We start from the raw sequence: 15791 nt of genomic DNA on the forward strand, positions 1-15791 counted from the left end.
AGCACGGCCGCCCCTCCTGCGCGAGGGGCTTTTTTGTGCCCGCAGCGCAGCTCCCACACCCGACCTGACCCGCGCCGAGGAGACGCCATGAGTGAGGCAGCCGCACCGGCCACCGACATTCCCCCGTTCCGCTACACGGCCGCCCTGGCCGACGAGATCGAGACCCGCTGGCAGGACACCTGGGCGCGGGAGGGCACCTTCCACGCGCCGAACCCGGTCGGCCCGCTGGCCGACCCGGGCCACCCCCGCGCGGGCGCCGAGAAGCTGTACGTGCTGGACATGTTCCCCTACCCGTCGGGCGCCGGCCTGCACGTGGGTCACCCCCTGGGCTACATCGGCACCGACTGCTACGCCCGCTACCAGCGGATGACCGGGCGCAACGTGCTGCACGCGATGGGCTTCGACGCGTTCGGCCTGCCCGCCGAGCAGTACGCGGTGCAGACCGGCACCCACCCCCGGACCACCACCGAGGCGAACATCGAGCGGTACAAGGCGCAGCTGCGCCGGCTGGGGCTGGGTCACGACGAGCGGCGCTCGGTCGCGACCATCGACACCGACTTCTACCGCTGGACGCAGTGGATCTTCCTGCAGGTCTTCAACTCCTGGTACGACACGGAGGCGAGGAGGGCCCGCCCGATCGCCGAGCTGATCGCCGAGTTCGAGGGCGGCACCCGCCCCACCCCGGACGGCCGCCCGTGGACCGAGCTGACCGTGGCCGAGCGCCGCCGGGTCGTCGACGACCACCGGCTGGCCTACGTCTCGGAGGCGCCGGTGAACTGGTGCCCGGGGCTGGGCACCGTGCTGGCCAACGAGGAGGTCACCGCCGACGGTCGCTCCGAGCGCGGCAACTTCCCGGTCTTCAAGCGCAACCTGAAGCAGTGGATGATGCGGATCACCGCGTACGGGGACCGGCTGCTGGAGGACCTGGACACGCTGGACTGGCCCGAGCCGATCAAGCTGCAGCAGCGCAACTGGATCGGCCGCTCGACCGGCGCGCACATCGACTTCCCGACCGACGCCGCCCCGGTGCGGGTGTTCACGACCCGGCCGGACACCGTCTTCGGCGCCACCTACATGGTGCTGGCCCCCGAGCACGAGCTGGTCGACGTGCTGGCGCCGGCCGCCTGGCCGGAGGGCACCCGGGACGCCTGGACCGGTGGGCACGGCAGCCCGCGCGAGGCCGTCGAGGCGTACCGGAAGGCCGCCGCGGCCAAGACGGACGTGGAGCGGCAGTCGGACAGCAAGGAGAAGACCGGCGTCTTCGTCGGCGCGTACGCGACCAACCCGGCCACCGGCGGGCGGGTCCCGATCTTCATCGCCGACTACGTGCTGGCCGGCTACGGCACCGGCGCGATCATGGCGGTGCCGGCCCAGGACGAGCGGGACTGGGACTTCGCCGAGGTCTTCGAGCTGCCCATCGTGCGGACCGTGCAGCCGCCGGAGGGCTTCGCCGGCAAGGCGTGGACCGGTGACGGCCCGGCGGTCAACAGCGCCGCGCCGGAGCGCGGCATCGACCTGAACGGCCTGGGCGTGGCCGAGGCCAAGGCGCGGATCATCGAGTGGCTGGAGGCCAACGGGCACGGCGCCGGCGCGGTCACCTGGCGGCTGCGCGACTGGCTGTTCTCCCGGCAGCGCTACTGGGGCGAGCCGTTCCCGATCGTGTACGACGAGACCGGGGCGCCGATCGCGCTGCCCGAGTCGATGCTGCCGGTCGAGCTGCCCGAGGTCGACGACTTCTCGCCGAAGACGTTCGACCCGGAGGACGCGGCGAGCAACCCGGAGACCCCGCTGTCGCGGCGGCGCGACTGGGTGGAGGTGGAGCTGGACCTGGGCGACGGGCCGAAGCGCTACACCCGCGAGACGAACGTGATGCCGCAGTGGGCCGGCTCCTGCTGGTACGAGCTGCGCTACCTGGACCCCACCGACACGCGACGGTTCGCCGAGCCGGAGAACGAGGCGTACTGGATGGGGCCGCGCGGCGCGGGCGACTGCGGGGGCACCGACCTGTACGTCGGCGGCGCCGAGCACGCCGTGCTGCACCTGCTGTACGCGCGCTTCTGGCACAAGGTGCTGTACGACCTGGGCCACGTCTCGTCGTTCGAGCCGTTCCGCCGCCTGTTCAACCAGGGAATGATCCAGGCGTACGCGTTCACCGACCCGCGGGGCGCCTACGTGCCCGCCGAGGAGGTCGTCGAGGTCGACGGCCGGTGGTTCCACGGCGAGACCGAGGTCCGGCGCGAGTACGGCAAGATGGGCAAGTCGCTGAAGAACGTCGTCACCCCGGACGACATGTGCGCGGCGTACGGCGCGGACACGTTCCGGGTGTACGAGATGTCGATGGGCCCGCTGGAGGTGTCCCGCCCGTGGGAGACCCGGGCCGTGGTCGGCTCGTACCGGTTCCTGCAGCGGGTCTGGCGCACGGTCGTCGACGAGGAAACCGGCGCGCTGCGGGTCGCCGACGCGCCGGCCGACGAGGCGACCCGGCGGCTGCTGCACAAGGTGGTCGACGGGGTCCGCGGCGACATGGACGGGATCCGGTTCAACACCGCGATCGCCAAGCTGATCGAGCTGACCAACGGACTGACCCGGCTGGAGCGGACGCCGCGCGAGGTGGCCGAGCCGCTGGTGCTGATGGTCGCCCCGTTCGCCCCGCACCTGGCCGAGGAGCTGTGGCGCAAGCTGGGCCACGACACCTCGCTGGCGTACGCGGACTTCCCGGTCGCCGACCCGGCCCTGCTGGTGGCCGACTCGGTCACCTACCCGGTGCAGGTCAACGGCAAGGTCCGGGGCCGGGTCGAGGTGCCCGCCGACGCGACCGAGGACACCGTCCGCGCCGCCGCGCTGGAGGCGGTCGCCGGATCGCTGGCCGGCAAGGAGCCGCGCAAGGTGATCGTGGTGAAGGGCCGGATGGTCTCGGTCGTGGTCTGAACCGGTCCGTGGGCGCGCCCGGTGCGGCGCGCCCACGGCGGATCAGGGCTCGCGGCGGTGCACGACCACGGCGGCGAGCAGCGCGGCGGCCACCGGCCAGGCGGCGTACACCGCCCATGACCCGGGCACGGTCGCCACGTGCAGGTTCGGCAGCACGTACGGGTTCCCGACCAGGCGTTCCCAGGCCGACACCGGCAGCGCGTTGTGGATCGCCGCGGTCCACCGCCGGTCGATGTCGAAGGCCAGCGGGGCGAGCAGCAGCAGCGTCGTGGTGACCACGATCGCCGGGGCGGTGTGCCGCACCAGGGCGCCGACGCCGAGCCCGAGGAGCGCGCAGACCGGCAGCAGCAGCGTCGAGGCGACGACGGCACGCAACGCCCCCGGGTCGCCGATCGACGCGCCCGCGTCGCGGTCGGCGAGGATCGTCTGGGACACCCAGAAGGAGGCGGAGGCGGCCACCGCGCCGACCGCCAGCATGACGGCGGCGAGCACCGTGACCTTGGCGGCGACCACGGCCCGCCGGTCCGGCACGGCGAGGAACGTGGTGCGGATCTGCCCGCTGGCGTACTCGCCGGCGATCATGACCGCGCCGACCGCGCCGGCCGCGAGCACGACGAACAGCCAGCCCTCCTCGGGAAAGGCGTCGTGGATCGGGTCGAAGGCGGCCCGCCGATCGGCCGGGTAGTCCGGCCAGTTGTGGTGGTCGCCCAGCGCGGCCCGGGCGCTGAACAGCACCGCCGAGACCGCGATCAGGGCCAGCGCCCCGTAGGTGGAGCGCAGCGACCACAGCTTGATCCATTCGGCGGCGAGCAGGTCACGGAAACGAGCGCGCATCATCGGCCTCCGGCGGCGTAGTCGAGTCGGTCTGCGGTGAGCGCCATGAACGCCTCCTCCAGCGAGGCGGCGCCGGCGTGCAGCCCGTGCACCACGACACCGGCCCGGAAGGCCAGCTCACCGACCCGCCCGGCGGGCAGGCCGGTGACCGTCAGGCCGTCGCCGTCGCGGGCGACCACCCCGCCGGCCGCCGCGAGCGCGGCGCCGAGCGTGGCCGGATCGGGCGTACGCACGACGACCCGGTCGTGGGCGGTGCGGGCGGCGAACGCGGCGAGGCTCTCGTCGACGAGCAGTTCGCCGCGCCCGATGACCACGAGGTGGTCGGCGGTCTGTTCCACCTCGCTCATCAGGTGACTGGAGACCAGCACGGTCCGGCCCTCGGCGGCGAGCCGGCGGAACAGGCCGCGCACCCAGCGCACCCCCTCCGGGTCGAGGCCGTTGAAGGGCTCGTCGAACATCAGCACCGGCGGGTCGCCGAGCAACGCGGCGGCGATGCCGAGGCGCTGCCGCATGCCGAGGGAGAAGCCGCCGATCCGGCGTCGGGCCACCTCGGCCAGGCCGACCTGCTCCAGCACCTCGCCCACCCGGGCCCGGGGGAGCCCGTTGCTGCGGGCCAGCGCCGCCAGGTGCGCCCGGGCGCTGCGCCCGCCGTGCACGTCGCCGGCGTCCAGCAGCGCGCCCGCGTACCGCAGCCCGCGTGGTCGGCCGGCGAACGGCCGCCCGTCCACCAGGGCGGCGCCGCCGGTCGGCCGGTGCAGGCCGAGGACGAGTCGGAGCGTGGTGGACTTGCCGGCGCCGTTCGGGCCGAGGAATCCGGTGACGTGTCCGGACCGGACGGTGAGGGTCAGTCGATTGACGGCGGTCGTCCCGCCGTACCGCTTGGTGAGGTCCCTGAGCTCGATCATGGCCTCGACGCTCCCGCGTCCCGCCCGCCGGGTCGTCGTGCCGGGGACCACACCCGGCCCCGCGACACCCGCCCCCGGGCGTACGCCCGCCGGCCGATGACCGGGACACCGGCCGCTGACTACGGTGGGTCCATGGAGGCGGTCGTCCCGCGTCCGCGCGTCGTGGCCCGACGGGTGCGGACGGTCCTGATCTGGTCCGCGGTGGCGTTGCTGCCGGTGGCGCTGCTGCTCGCGGCCACCTCCGGCGCGGGCGGACCGGTGCTGGTCGTGCCCACCCCCGACCACAGCGTGCCGGTGCTCCCGTTGCGCTACCTCGCGCCGGTCCTGGTGGTGCTGCTCCCCGCCGGCCTGCTGCGTCGCCGGCCGCTGCTCGCCCTCGGCCTCATGCTCGCCGGCGCGTCGCTGGTCACCGCCACCACCAACGCGTGGGAGCAGGGCTACCTGAACGGCCTCTGGTACCTCCAGTTCCTCGTCGTGGACGTGATGCTCGGCGTGGTCGCGGCCCGCGCACCGCGTCGGGTGTCGGTGCCCGCGGCGGTCATGGTGCTCCTGGTGCAGGTGGCCGCCGCCTTCGTGAACCCGGCCGCCGACGCGGTGGACCGGGCCACGCTCTCCGTCCCGGCGGTCCTGGCCGCCTGGGTGGCCGGCAACTCGGTGCTGGCCCGTCGCGCGTACGCCGAGCAGATGCGGGCCCACGCGGCCACCGAGGCGGTCGCGGCCGAACGACTCCGCATCGCGCGGGAGCTGCACGACGTGGTGGCACACAGCATCGGCGTGATCGCCATCCAGGCGGGCGTGGGCGCCCGGGTCATCGACACCCAACCCGCGCAGGCGCGGGCCGCGCTCACCACCATCGAGGCGACCAGCCGGGAGACGCTGGCCGGGCTCCGCCGTACCCTCGGCGCGCTGCGCCGCCCCGACGACCCTGCGGCGTCGCTGGACCCCACCCCCGGACTGTCCGACCTGGACCGGCTGGTCGCGGCCGCGGCCGACGCCGGGGTACGGGTGACGCTCGCCGTCGACGGCGAGCCGGGGCCGTTGCCCGCCGAGGTGGAACTGGCCGCGTACCGGATCGTGCAGGAGGCGCTGACCAACGTGGTACGCCACGCGCGGGTCGACCGGTGCCGGGTGACCGTGCGGCACGCGCCGGACGGGGTACGCGTCGAGGTGGTCGACGACGGGCGGGGCGGCCCGGTCGGCGGCGACGGGCACGGGATCGTCGGCATGCGGGAGCGGGCCGCGCTGCTCGGTGGCCGGTGTGCCGCCGGGCCACGACCGGAGGGCGGCTTCCGGGTCGCCGCGGTGCTGCCGGTGGGTCCGGCATGACGATCCGGGTGCTCCTCGTCGACGACCAGCCGCTGGTGCGGGCCGGCCTGCGGGTGCTCATGGCCGACGCGCCGGACCTGGTGGTGGTCGGCGAGGCGGGCACCGGCGCGGAGGCGGTCCGGTCGGCGCGGGAGCTGGCGCCCGACGTGGTGCTGATGGACCTGCGGATGCCCGGCACCGACGGAATCGCGGCCACCCGGGACATCGTCGCCTCCGGTGGAGCCACCCGGGTCCTCGTGCTCACCACCTTCGACGACGACGAGCACGTGCACGCGGCGCTGCGCGCCGGCGCGAGCGGCTTCCTGGTCAAGGACATGGCCCTGGAGGAGATCCTGGGCGCGGTGCGGGTGGTGGCGGCCGGCGACGCGTTGATCGCGCCGGGGGTGACCCGGCGGCTCATCGCCGAGTTCGCCCGCCAACCCGCCCCGGCGCCCCGCCGCCGTGCCCTGCCCGGCGTCACCGACCGGGAGCGGGAGGTGCTCGGCCTGGTCGCGCGCGGGCTGTCCAACGCGGAGATCGCGGCGGAGCTGGTGATCAGCCCGGCCACCGCCAAGGCGCACGTGGCCCGGCTCTTCACCAAGCTGGCCGCCCGGGACCGGGTGCATCTGGTGATCGCCGCCTACGAGGCCGGCCTGGTCGTCCCACCCCGCTGACCGGATCCCGCCGGGTGGCGCGAGCGCCCACGCGGTTGCCGTCGCTCCGGGCGGCCGAGCGGACGCGGGACGTCGGTGGTGCCCGCCGGCCGGGCGCCGACCGCGCCGGGTGGGTGAGCTGCTCGCCTCGGCGCGTCCGGTGACCTGCACCGGCGGTCCGGCGGTCCGGCGGTCCGGCGGTCCGGCGGTCCGGCGGTCCGGCCGTCGGTGGGGCGGCCGGGCGGCGCCGTCGGGGTGGACCGGGTGCTGGCCGGCTACCTGGACAGTCGTCGGTTCGGGTCAGGCCTTGACGTAGTCGGCGACGTGTTCGCCGGTGAGCGTCGACCGGGCGGCCACCAGATGCTCTCACGGTGCCTTTCGAGTTGATGTCGTCAACGACTCACGCGTTCCCGGAGTGGGCGGGCACCGGTGCCCCGAGTCGTTTCTGATATCAGCTCGAAAGGCGTTGCGGAGGTGACGGGCCGGCTGCCGGTGGCCGGTGCCCGGCTACTGGTGCCCGGTGCCCGGTGCCCGGTGCCCGGTGCCCGGTGCCCGGTGCCCGGTGTCCGGTGTCCGGTGCCCGGTGCCCGCTGCCCGCTGCCCGGTGCCCGGTGCCCGGTGCCCGGTGCCCCGTGGCCGGGGGCCGACACGGCAGGGCCGGCGCCTGGTTGCGGCGTCTGGTGGCCGGCGTCTGGTGGCCGGCGTCCGGTGGCCCGGGGTCGGCGTGGCCGGGGGCCGGCGTGGCCGGGGCCGGCCAGCTACCCGAAGCCGGGGAGCGGTGCCGGGCCGCTGGCCCGCCGTGCCGGGGCACTCACCCCGTGAAGAGCGCGGCCTCGACCGTCGGCCGGTGCCGGCGCAGCCAGTCGTGCCAGCCGCGTACCGTCTCGACCACGCCGGCGGCGCGCAGCCGGCGCATGGCGGGCTCGCCCCGGTCGGCGCCGGCGGCGATGCCGCGCCAGGTGCCCTCGACCTGGTCGAGCAGGACACCGACCAGTTCGTCGCGGGGGAGCAGCCGGCCGGCCGGCCCCTCGTAGGCGTCGCAGAGCAGTCGGCAGCGGCGGCCCAGCTCGGCCGGGTCGGCGTCGCCGCCGAGGGTGGCCCAGTGCCAGCCGGCGAATGCCACGTCCTCGATCCGCCGCCCCGGCGCGGCCAGGTCCCAGTCCAGCAGCGCCACCGGCACCGGACCGTCCGGGCCGTCCCGGTACACCGTGTTCTTCGGCGACAGGTCCCGGTGGCAGACCGTCTCCGCGCCGGCGGCCAGGTCGGTGCCGGCGCAGGCGTCGTGCAGCGACCGGACCAGCCCGGCGAGCCGGGTCAGCGCGGCGTCGGTGAAGAAGGCCGGGTCCTCCCGGTCGCGCCACGGCACCCGGCCCTCGACGTGGGACAGCACCTGCCGGCCCCGCTCGTCCACCCCGAGGTACGCGGGCGCGACCCCGGGCGCGGTGGCCGCCAGGTGGCGCAGCAGCGCGGCGACGAACGCGGCGTCGGCCGGTGGGGTCCGGCGGACCGTGTCACCGACGCGGACCACCTCGGCGACGAAGCCGCCGGGCAGGATCTCGCCGGAGCCGGTCACGTCAGCTCGGGCCGATCCGGCGCTGCCGTTCGGCCCGCCACCACCGATGAATGATCAGCACGCTGGCGATCAGGCCGAGACTGGCCGGCGCGGCCGCGTACCAGTTGATCGAACCGGGACTGCTCACCGCCGCGCCGATCGCGGCGTAGCCGATGGCGGTGGGGGCCGAGGCGATCACGCTGCCGGCGAGGAACGGCAGGATCCGGGCCGCCGTGGTGCCGTAGCCGTAGCTGACCAGCCCGAAGCCGGCGATCGGCAGCAGCCGGACGGTGATCACCCCGAACACGCTCTGCCGGGCGAACCAGCCGTCGAGGCGGGCCAGCCGGCCGCGTACCCGCTCGGCGACGAAGTCGCGGCCCAGCAGCCGGCCGACGGTGAAACCGAGCGCCGCCGCGAGCAGCGCCGCGCCGAGCGCGTACGCGGCACCCTGCACCGGGCCGAAGATCGCGCCCGCGGCCAGCGTCACGAACGTGCGGGGCACCAGCGCCACCAGCAGCAGCGCGCCGCCGACCACGGCCGCCACCGGACCGTAGCCGCCGAGCGCGTCGGCGAGCCGGGGCAGCTCGGCCGGGTCCGGCCGGGGCGCCAGCAGCAGCGTCACGCCGAACCCGGCGAGCAGCATCAGGAGCAGCCCGAACCGGCGCGCCGACGGTTGCCGCAGCAACCCGACGAGCCGGCGGGCCACCGGTCGCCGCCCCGGCCGGGCGGCGCCGGTCATGCCCGGGCGGCGGCGGCCACCGCGGTGCGGCGCTCGGACCGGAGCCGGTCGGCCCAGGTGTCGTCGAGCGGGGGGAGCTGGTGGATGCCGGTGGCCCAGCGCAGCAGCAGGTCGGCCAGGTCGGGGTTGCGGGCCAGCGCCGGACCGTGCGAGTAGGTGCCGAGCAGCTTGCCCCGCCACGCGCCCTCGGTGGTGCCGTCGTTGCCGACGCCGGCCGTGACCCGGGCCAGCGGTGACACGCCCGGGCCGAGGTGGGTGCGCCCGCCGTGGTTCTCGAACCCGGACAGGTGCGGGATGCCCAGCCGCGGGTCGACCTCGCCGGCCAGCTCGCCGACCGCCCGTGTCGGCCCCCGGTCGGAGGAGAGGTCGAGCAGTTCCAGGCCGGCGCACCTGGTGCCCTTGGCGAAGAAGGAGGTGCCGAGGAGCTGGTAGCCGGCGCAGACCCCGAACACCACCGAGCCCTGGGCCACCGCGCGGTGCAGGCCGCCGTCGGCGATCAGACGCTGGGCGCCCAGCGCCTGCGGGCCGTCCTCGCCGCCGCCGATCAGGTAGATGTCGGCGGTGGCGGGCAGCCGCTGGTCGGAGCGGACCTCCAGCACCTCGACCGGCATGCCGCGCAGCTGGGCCCGGCGGGCCAGGATCAGCGCGTTGCCCCGGTCGCCGTAGGTGGACAGCAGGTCGGGATAGATCCAGACGATGCGCAGGCTCTCAGTTGACACGGTCCAGCTCCGCTCGGATGTCCTGGAAGGCGGTGTAGTTGGCGATGACCTCCAGCCGGCCCGGCGGCACCGCGCGGACCGCCTCGTCGAACGTGCGCACGTGCCGGAACGGCACGCCGTTGACGTCGAGTCGCACCGCCAGGTCGTACGCCCGGTCGCCGGTGATCAGCACCTGGCGGCCGGCCAGGGGTGAGAAGTCGACGTCGAAGAGCCACGACGTGTCCAGCCCGTCGGGGTCGCGCGCGTTGATGGAGAGCAGTGTCGGCGCGACGTCGGCCATGTCGAACGCCTCCAGCCAGCTCGCCGGGTTCTTGGCCAGCAGCAGTCGGATGTTGCGCCCGTCCCGGTCGACCTGGGCGTAGCGGCCGGCCACCGAGGTGACCGAGCCGAGCCGGGAGACCGCGTCCACCGGGCGTACGCCGAACTCGGCGGCGACCGCCAGGGCGGTGGCCGCGTTGCCGAGGTTGACCTTGCCGGGGAGCTGGAGCTGGATCTTGTGCCAGGCGCCGGTGGGGTCGAGCACGCCGTCGTCCTCGACGGTCCACTGCGGCTCGGGGCGGCGCAGCGGGCAGCCGGTGCACCACCACTGCTCGCCGGAGCGCTGGATGGTGGAGCCGCACTCGGGGCAGACCCACGAGTCGTCGTGCCACCGCTGGCCGGCGCTGAACCAGGTGACGTGCGGCGGCACGTGCCCCTGCGCCGGGTCGGCCGGCGGGCAGGCGGCCCAGACCACCATCGGGTCGTCGGCGTTGGCGACCACCCGGACGTCGGGGTGCCGGACCAGGGCGGCGCGCCAGAGCTGCGCCATCATGGCGACCTCCTTGGCCCGGTCGAGCTGGTCGCGGGAGAGGTTGAGCAGCGCCACCACGTGCGGCTCGGTGGCCTCCAGCACCTGGGCGAGGTAGTGCTCGTCCACCTCCAGCACCGCGTAGGGCGTGCTGCCGGCCTTGGCCAGCGCCGAGGTGTGGCCGGTGGGCATGTTGGCGCCGAAGGAGTTGGTGGCGACCCGGCCCAGCACGCCGACCGCGGCGGTGGTGAGCCGGGTGGTGGTGGTCTTGCCGTTGGTGCCGGACACGAGCGCGATCGCGCGCCCGGTCGAGAGGTGGGCGAGCAGGTCGGGGTCGATCTTGAGGCCGATCCAGCCACCGATCACCGAGCCGTCGCCCCGGCCCGCGGCCCGCGACAGCGCCGCGGCGGTGCGCGACACGGAGCTGGCCACCTTTGCCCGCAAGGGCATCTTCGCGTCCGTCACCCGAGCGAGGTTACCGGACCACGGCCCCCGCCAGATCGCCGCCGACGGTGAACCGTTCGGCCGGGGACGGCGCGGCGGACGGTCGGGCCGCGCTCGCCCGGACGGCGGCGGTCGATGTCGGGTAGCGGACCGCGCCGAGGGGGCCGCCACCCCCTCCACTCCGCCCCACCCGCATTGACGTGCGGTTTTGCGCGCGGACACGCCACGCCGGACGGGCGATTCTGGTTGCAGGTGGAGGGAAGTGGAGTAGAGTGGGGCGCGATGGTGAGGCCGGGAGGGCCACACCGGCCCGGGGGGTCAGCGGCGCCGCGAACGCCGCTCAGGGCGAGGGGGTTGGGCCGATGTTCCTCGGCACCCACACTCCGCGCCTGGACGACAAAGGCCGGTTGATCCTGCCGGCGAAGTTCCGGGACGAGCTGGCGGGGGGTGTCGTGATCACCAAAGGGCAGGAGCGCTGCCTCTACGTCTTCCCGATGCCCGAGTTCCAGCGGATCGCGGACCAGTTGCGCGCGCAGCCGATGACCAGCAAGGCGGCCCGGGCCTACAGCCGGGTCTTCTTCGCCAGCGCGCACGACGAGGTGCCCGACAAGCAGGGGCGGGTCACCATTCCCGGTCACCTGCGGTCGTACGCGGCCCTCGACCGGGACCTGGTCGTGATCGGGGCGAGCACCCGGGTGGAGATCTGGGACAGGGTGGCCTGGGAGGCCTACCTCGCGGAGAGCGAAGACGACTTCGCCGACATCGAGGAGGGGGTGCTGCCCGGCGGTCTGTAGGGCGTGACGGCGCCCGACGTACTGCGAGATCTCCAGCCGCTTTCGAGTTCCTGGCACCCCTTCCCCGGTGCCAGGCGCACGATCCGACACGGAGGGCCGCGGCCTCCGGCGGGCGGGAGCGGATGGGGATCTGGCGGTATGGCGAGGCGTCGTGGCGACGACGGACACGTGACGGAAACGGTTGACGAACGGGTGGGGGTCGAGATGGGGGAGCTACGCGGCACGCACGTGCCGGTGCTGCTCGAGCGGTGTCTCGAGCTGTTGGCCCCCGCGCTGGGCCGCCCCGGCCGGACCGTGCACGTCGACGCCACGCTCGGCCTGGCCGGGCACGCCGAGGCGGTGCTCACGGCGCACCCGGAGACGGTGCTGATCGGCCTGGACCGGGACACCGAGGCACTCGCCCACGCGCGGGTCCGCCTGGCCCGGTTCGCCGACCGGATCCACCTGGAGCACGCCGTCTACGACGAGCTGCCCGAGGTGCTCGACCGGCTCGGCTACCCGGCGATCGACGGGGTGCTGTTCGACCTCGGCGTCTCGTCGCTGCAACTGGACGCGCCCGACCGCGGGTTCGCGTACGCGCAGGACGCGCCGCTGGACATGCGGATGGACCAGACCCGGGGGGTGACCGCCGAGGAGGTGGTCAACACCTATTCCCACCCGGATCTGGCCCGGCTGCTGCGGGTGTACGGCGAGGAGAAGTTCGCCGGGAAGATCGCCTCGGCGATCATCCGGGAACGGGAGCGCACCCGGATCACCTCCTCGGCCCGGCTGGCCGAGCTGGTCCGGGACGCCATTCCGGCACCGGCCCGACGAACCGGCGGACACCCGGCAAAGAGAACGTTTCAGGCTTTACGGATCGAGGTAAACAGAGAACTGGCAGCGCTGGAGACGGCGCTGCCGGCCGCTCTGGACAAGCTCACCGTGGGCGGCCGCATGGTGGTCCTGTCCTACCACTCGCTGGAGGACCGGCTCACCAAGCAGGCGCTCGCCGACCGGGTCCGCAGCAAGGGCCCGGTCGACCTCCCGGTCGAACTGCCCGGGTCGGGCCCGACGTTCCGGCTGCTGAGCCGGGGCGCCGAGCTTCCCGGGGAGGACGAGGTGGCCGCGAACCCGCGGGCCGCCTCGGTGCGGCTGCGGGCCGCGGAACGGCTCGATCCGGAGGCGACCCGGCAGGGGCGTACCGACCGCGAACGGTACCGCCGCCGGGCGAAGGCGATGCACCAACCGGGGACGGGGTCACCGGGGTCCGGAACGGACCCGCGGTCGACCCCGGGGGACGGGAACGGGACGGACGAAGAGGGGGAGGGGACATGAACGTCGAGAAGCGCGACGGCCGGGGCGCCGTCGGGCAGCGCGCACCGCGGTCGGGGGGCCGGACCACGGCGCAGCGCACCACGCGGGACACGACGGCGGTGACCGACCGCCGGGAGGGGACTCGCGCCCGGGGGGCGCGCGAGTTCCCGACCCAGGGCAGCGCCGCGCTGCGGCCGGCCGAACGCACCCGGACCACCGGCGCGACGACCCCGCGGCTGCGGGTCGCCCCGCCGCCGCCGATCCGGGTGCCGCGGGCGCCGTTCGTCGGGCTGATCCTGGTGCTCGTGGTCGGCGGTGTGCTCGGCATCCTGGCGATCAACACCAAGATCAACGAGAACGCCTTCCGGCTGGAGAAGCTCCAGCAGCAGCAGGCGAAGCTCGACGTGGACGAGCAGCAGCTGAACAAGGAGATCGCCGAGCAGAAGGATCCCGGCAACCTGACCGCCAACGCCCGCAAGCTGGGCCTGGTCGAGTCGGAGGACCCGGCCTACATCCGGCTGCCGGACGGGAAGACGATCGGCGTCCCGCACCCCGCCGAGGGTGCCCCGTCGGTCACCAGCCAGCAGGGCAACGGAGGCTGAGCAGTGCCACCGAGGTCGGAGGAACCGCGCCGGGACGCCACGGGCTCCCGGCGCGGCTCGTCACGGGGGGCCGAGCCACGGGAGCCGGGCGTCGGGGGCATCTCCGACGCCCGGGCCTACACGCCGCGCGGGCGCACCATCCGGGAGGGCGGCGCCGAGCAGCGTCGTACCCCCCGCAGCAGCCGGTCCGGCGACCCGTTCCGGCCGGCGTTGCAGGTGCTCGACGGCGGTCGGGCCGGGCGGGCGGGCCGCCGGGAGCCGGCGCCGGCGGGCGAGCCGGCCCGCGCCGGCCGCCGCACCACCACGCCGGGCGGCCGCGCCGGCGTGGTCCGGACCGTCGCGGACCGCTCCGCCCGCGAACCGTTCGACGACGAGGACGAGGGCCCGCCGCCACGGCGCCGGCCCGGTCCGCGCCGCCCGGCGGCCCGCCGGCCGGTGCGCAAGCCGCGCCGCCCGCCCCGGCTGGGCGACGCGGGCCGTCGGCTGCGGCTCGGCACCGTGCTGGCGCTGACGCTGTTCGCCAGCATCGGCGTCCGGCTGGTCTACCTGCAGACCGTGGACACCCCGGCGTACGCCGACGGCGGCCTGCCCAACCGGCTCGCCGTGGTCGAGCTGCCGGCGCCGCGCGGGGCCATCCTCGACCGGGCCGGCGAGCCGTTGGCGCACAGCGTCGAGGCCCGGTACGTCTTCGCCGACCCGACCCGGGTGAAGGACCGGTTCGCCACCGCGCGGCTGCTCTCCCCGCTGCTCGGCGTGCCGGCCTCGGAACTGGCCGACAAGATGCGCAAGCGCACCCTGCCCGGCACCGACACCCCGTCGCAGTTCGTCTACCTGGCGCGCGGTGTCGAGATCGGCCGGGCCAAGCAGATCATGGCGCTGGACCTGGCCGGCATCAACGTGCACCGGGACGAGCGGCGCGAGGTGCCCGGCGACGACCTGGCCGCCAACCTGATCGGCTTCGTCAGTCAGGACATGAACGGGCTGGAGGGGCTGGAGGCGAAGTACGACGACGTGCTGCGCGGGCAGGCCGGCAAGCGCACGTACGAGGTGGGCCTGGGCGACCTGGCCGCGCCGATCCCGGGCGGCTACAGCCGCACCACCCAGCCGAAGCCGGGCAGCTCCCTGCGGCTCACCATCGACCGGGACCTGCAGTTCATGACCCAGCGGATCCTGGCGAAGCAGATGGCCCAGGCCAAGGGCAGCGTCGGCGCGGCCGTGATCATCGACGTCCCGACCGGTGAGGTGCTGGCCCAGGCCAGCCAGCCCACTTACAACGCGGCCGACCCGGGCAAGGTCGACTCGCCGTCGGACCGGGACGACGCCGCCACCACGTTCGTGGTGGACCCCGGTTCGATCCACAAGGCGATCACGTTCGGCGCGGCGCTCCAGGAGGGCGTGATCACGCCGAACACCACGCTCCCGGTGCCGAACGTCATCGTCCGGGGTGGAGTGCCCTTCCAGGACACCCACAAGGCGAACGGCCGAACCATGAGCATTCCGGGCATGCTCGCCTTCTCGTCCAACGTCGGCACCATCGAGATCGCCGAGAAGCTGGGCAAGGACCGGCTGATCGACTACCAGAAGCGGTTCGGGCTGGGCCAGGCGACCGGTGAGGGCCTGCCGGGCGAGGCGCCCGGCCGGCTGCTCCCGGCCGACCAGTGGAGCGGCTCGGCGTGGGGGTCGGTGCCGATCGGGCACAGCGTGGACGCGACGCCGCTGCAGATGGCCGCCGCGTACAACGCGATCGCCAACAACGGGACGTACGTGCAGCCGCACCTGATCAAGGAGACGGTCGGGCCGGACGGCCGGCGGACCCCGGGCGCCGCCCCGACCACCCGCTCGGTGCTCAGCCCGACGAACGCGGCCGACCTGCGGCTGATGATGGAGGCGGTCACCACCGTCGACGGCCCGGAGGGGTCGGCCACCGGCCTGGCCGCCGCGGTGCCGGGCTACCGGGTGGCCGGCAAGACCGGCACCGGCCTGCGCTACGACAACGGCAAGAAGCAGCCCGGCGAGGTCGGGTCGTTCATCGGGATGGCCCCGGCGGAGAACCCGCGCTACGTGGTGGCGGTCTTCGTCTGGAGCCCCGGCGGCGGGGGCGGCGCGGTCGCCGCGCCGGCGTTCCGGGAGATGATGGGCTACACGCTCCGGCACTACCGGGTGCCGCCGTCGCTGACCGACAAGTCCCCGAAGTTCGAGGTCTTTCCGCGCTGAGCCGGCACGGCGGGACATCATC

The 15791-nt window shown here is 74.8% G+C and carries 13 protein-coding genes; 7 read left to right on the top strand and 6 right to left on the bottom strand.

What is annotated here, in order from left to right:
- The first annotated feature begins 87 nt into the window (after positions 1-87).
- Positions 88-2928 carry a leucine--tRNA ligase gene (leuS, locus tag COO58_RS28695; protein WP_098748035.1) on the top strand — a complete coding sequence of 947 codons (2841 nt, stop codon included), beginning with the start codon at positions 88-90 and terminating at the stop codon, positions 2926-2928.
- 42 nt (positions 2929-2970) lie between these two features.
- Here leuS and COO58_RS30425 read toward each other — a convergent pair whose 3' ends face one another.
- The gene (locus COO58_RS30425; RefSeq protein WP_218012429.1) at positions 2971-3762 is read right to left on the bottom strand and encodes an ABC transporter permease; all 792 of its coding nucleotides are present in this window, start codon (positions 3760-3762) and stop codon (positions 2971-2973) included.
- Positions 3762-4667 (bottom strand): ABC transporter ATP-binding protein, encoded by a 906-nt coding sequence (locus COO58_RS28705; protein ID WP_098748037.1) that lies wholly within the window; start codon positions 4665-4667, stop codon positions 3762-3764. The genes COO58_RS30425 and COO58_RS28705 overlap by 1 nt, the downstream gene beginning before the upstream one ends.
- Positions 4668-4799: 132 nt before the next feature.
- On the opposite strand from COO58_RS28705, the gene COO58_RS28710 reads away from it, so the two are divergent.
- Entirely contained in the window at positions 4800-5993 is a 1194-nt protein-coding gene (locus COO58_RS28710; RefSeq protein WP_098748039.1) for a sensor histidine kinase, read from the top strand.
- Complete coding sequence (locus COO58_RS28715) at positions 5990-6646, top strand: response regulator transcription factor (RefSeq protein WP_098748040.1); 657 nt, start codon at positions 5990-5992, stop codon at positions 6644-6646. The genes COO58_RS28710 and COO58_RS28715 overlap by 4 nt, the downstream gene beginning before the upstream one ends.
- Before the next feature lie 790 nt (positions 6647-7436).
- On the opposite strand, the gene COO58_RS28725 is transcribed toward COO58_RS28715, so the two are convergent.
- From COO58_RS28725 to COO58_RS28740, 4 genes are read right to left on the bottom strand one after another with little or no spacing between them, the layout of a single operon-like run.
- The gene (locus COO58_RS28725) at positions 7437-8198 is read right to left on the bottom strand and encodes a phosphotransferase (protein WP_091573274.1); all 762 of its coding nucleotides are present in this window, start codon (positions 8196-8198) and stop codon (positions 7437-7439) included.
- A 1-nt stretch (position 8199) separates the two neighbouring features.
- A complete protein-coding gene (locus COO58_RS28730; protein ID WP_098748044.1) occupies positions 8200-8916 on the bottom strand; it encodes a TVP38/TMEM64 family protein in 717 nt (238 codons plus the stop codon).
- Entirely contained in the window at positions 8913-9635 is a 723-nt protein-coding gene (locus COO58_RS28735; protein ID WP_091573276.1) for a type 1 glutamine amidotransferase, read from the bottom strand. The genes COO58_RS28730 and COO58_RS28735 overlap by 4 nt, the downstream gene beginning before the upstream one ends.
- The gene (locus tag COO58_RS28740) at positions 9625-10872 is read right to left on the bottom strand and encodes a MurT ligase domain-containing protein (RefSeq protein ID WP_091577191.1); all 1248 of its coding nucleotides are present in this window, start codon (positions 10870-10872) and stop codon (positions 9625-9627) included. Before COO58_RS28740 ends, COO58_RS28735 begins: the two co-directional genes overlap by 11 nt.
- Positions 10873-11228: 356 nt before the next feature.
- Between COO58_RS28740 and mraZ the strand changes: the two genes are divergently transcribed.
- The 4 genes from mraZ to COO58_RS28760 all read left to right on the top strand — a co-directional run bounded on the left by mraZ (position 11229) and on the right by COO58_RS28760 (position 15769).
- Entirely contained in the window at positions 11229-11660 is a 432-nt protein-coding gene (gene mraZ, locus COO58_RS28745; protein WP_098748158.1) for a division/cell wall cluster transcriptional repressor MraZ, read from the top strand.
- A 204-nt stretch (positions 11661-11864) separates the two neighbouring features.
- Positions 11865-12974, top strand: a complete 1110-nt coding sequence (gene rsmH, locus COO58_RS28750; protein ID WP_098748160.1) for a 16S rRNA (cytosine(1402)-N(4))-methyltransferase RsmH — start codon at positions 11865-11867, stop codon at positions 12972-12974.
- Positions 12971-13555, top strand: a complete 585-nt coding sequence (locus COO58_RS28755; RefSeq protein ID WP_091573277.1) for a hypothetical protein — start codon at positions 12971-12973, stop codon at positions 13553-13555. Before rsmH ends, COO58_RS28755 begins: the two co-directional genes overlap by 4 nt.
- 3 nt (positions 13556-13558) lie before the next feature.
- On the top strand, positions 13559-15769 hold the full coding sequence (locus COO58_RS28760; RefSeq protein WP_098748045.1) for a penicillin-binding protein 2: 2211 nt from the start codon (positions 13559-13561) through the stop codon (positions 15767-15769).
- Positions 15770-15791 lie beyond the last annotated feature (22 nt).

Source organism: Micromonospora sp. WMMA1996 (assembly GCF_002573675.1).
GTDB lineage: Bacteria > Actinomycetota > Actinomycetes > Mycobacteriales > Micromonosporaceae > Micromonospora > Micromonospora sediminicola.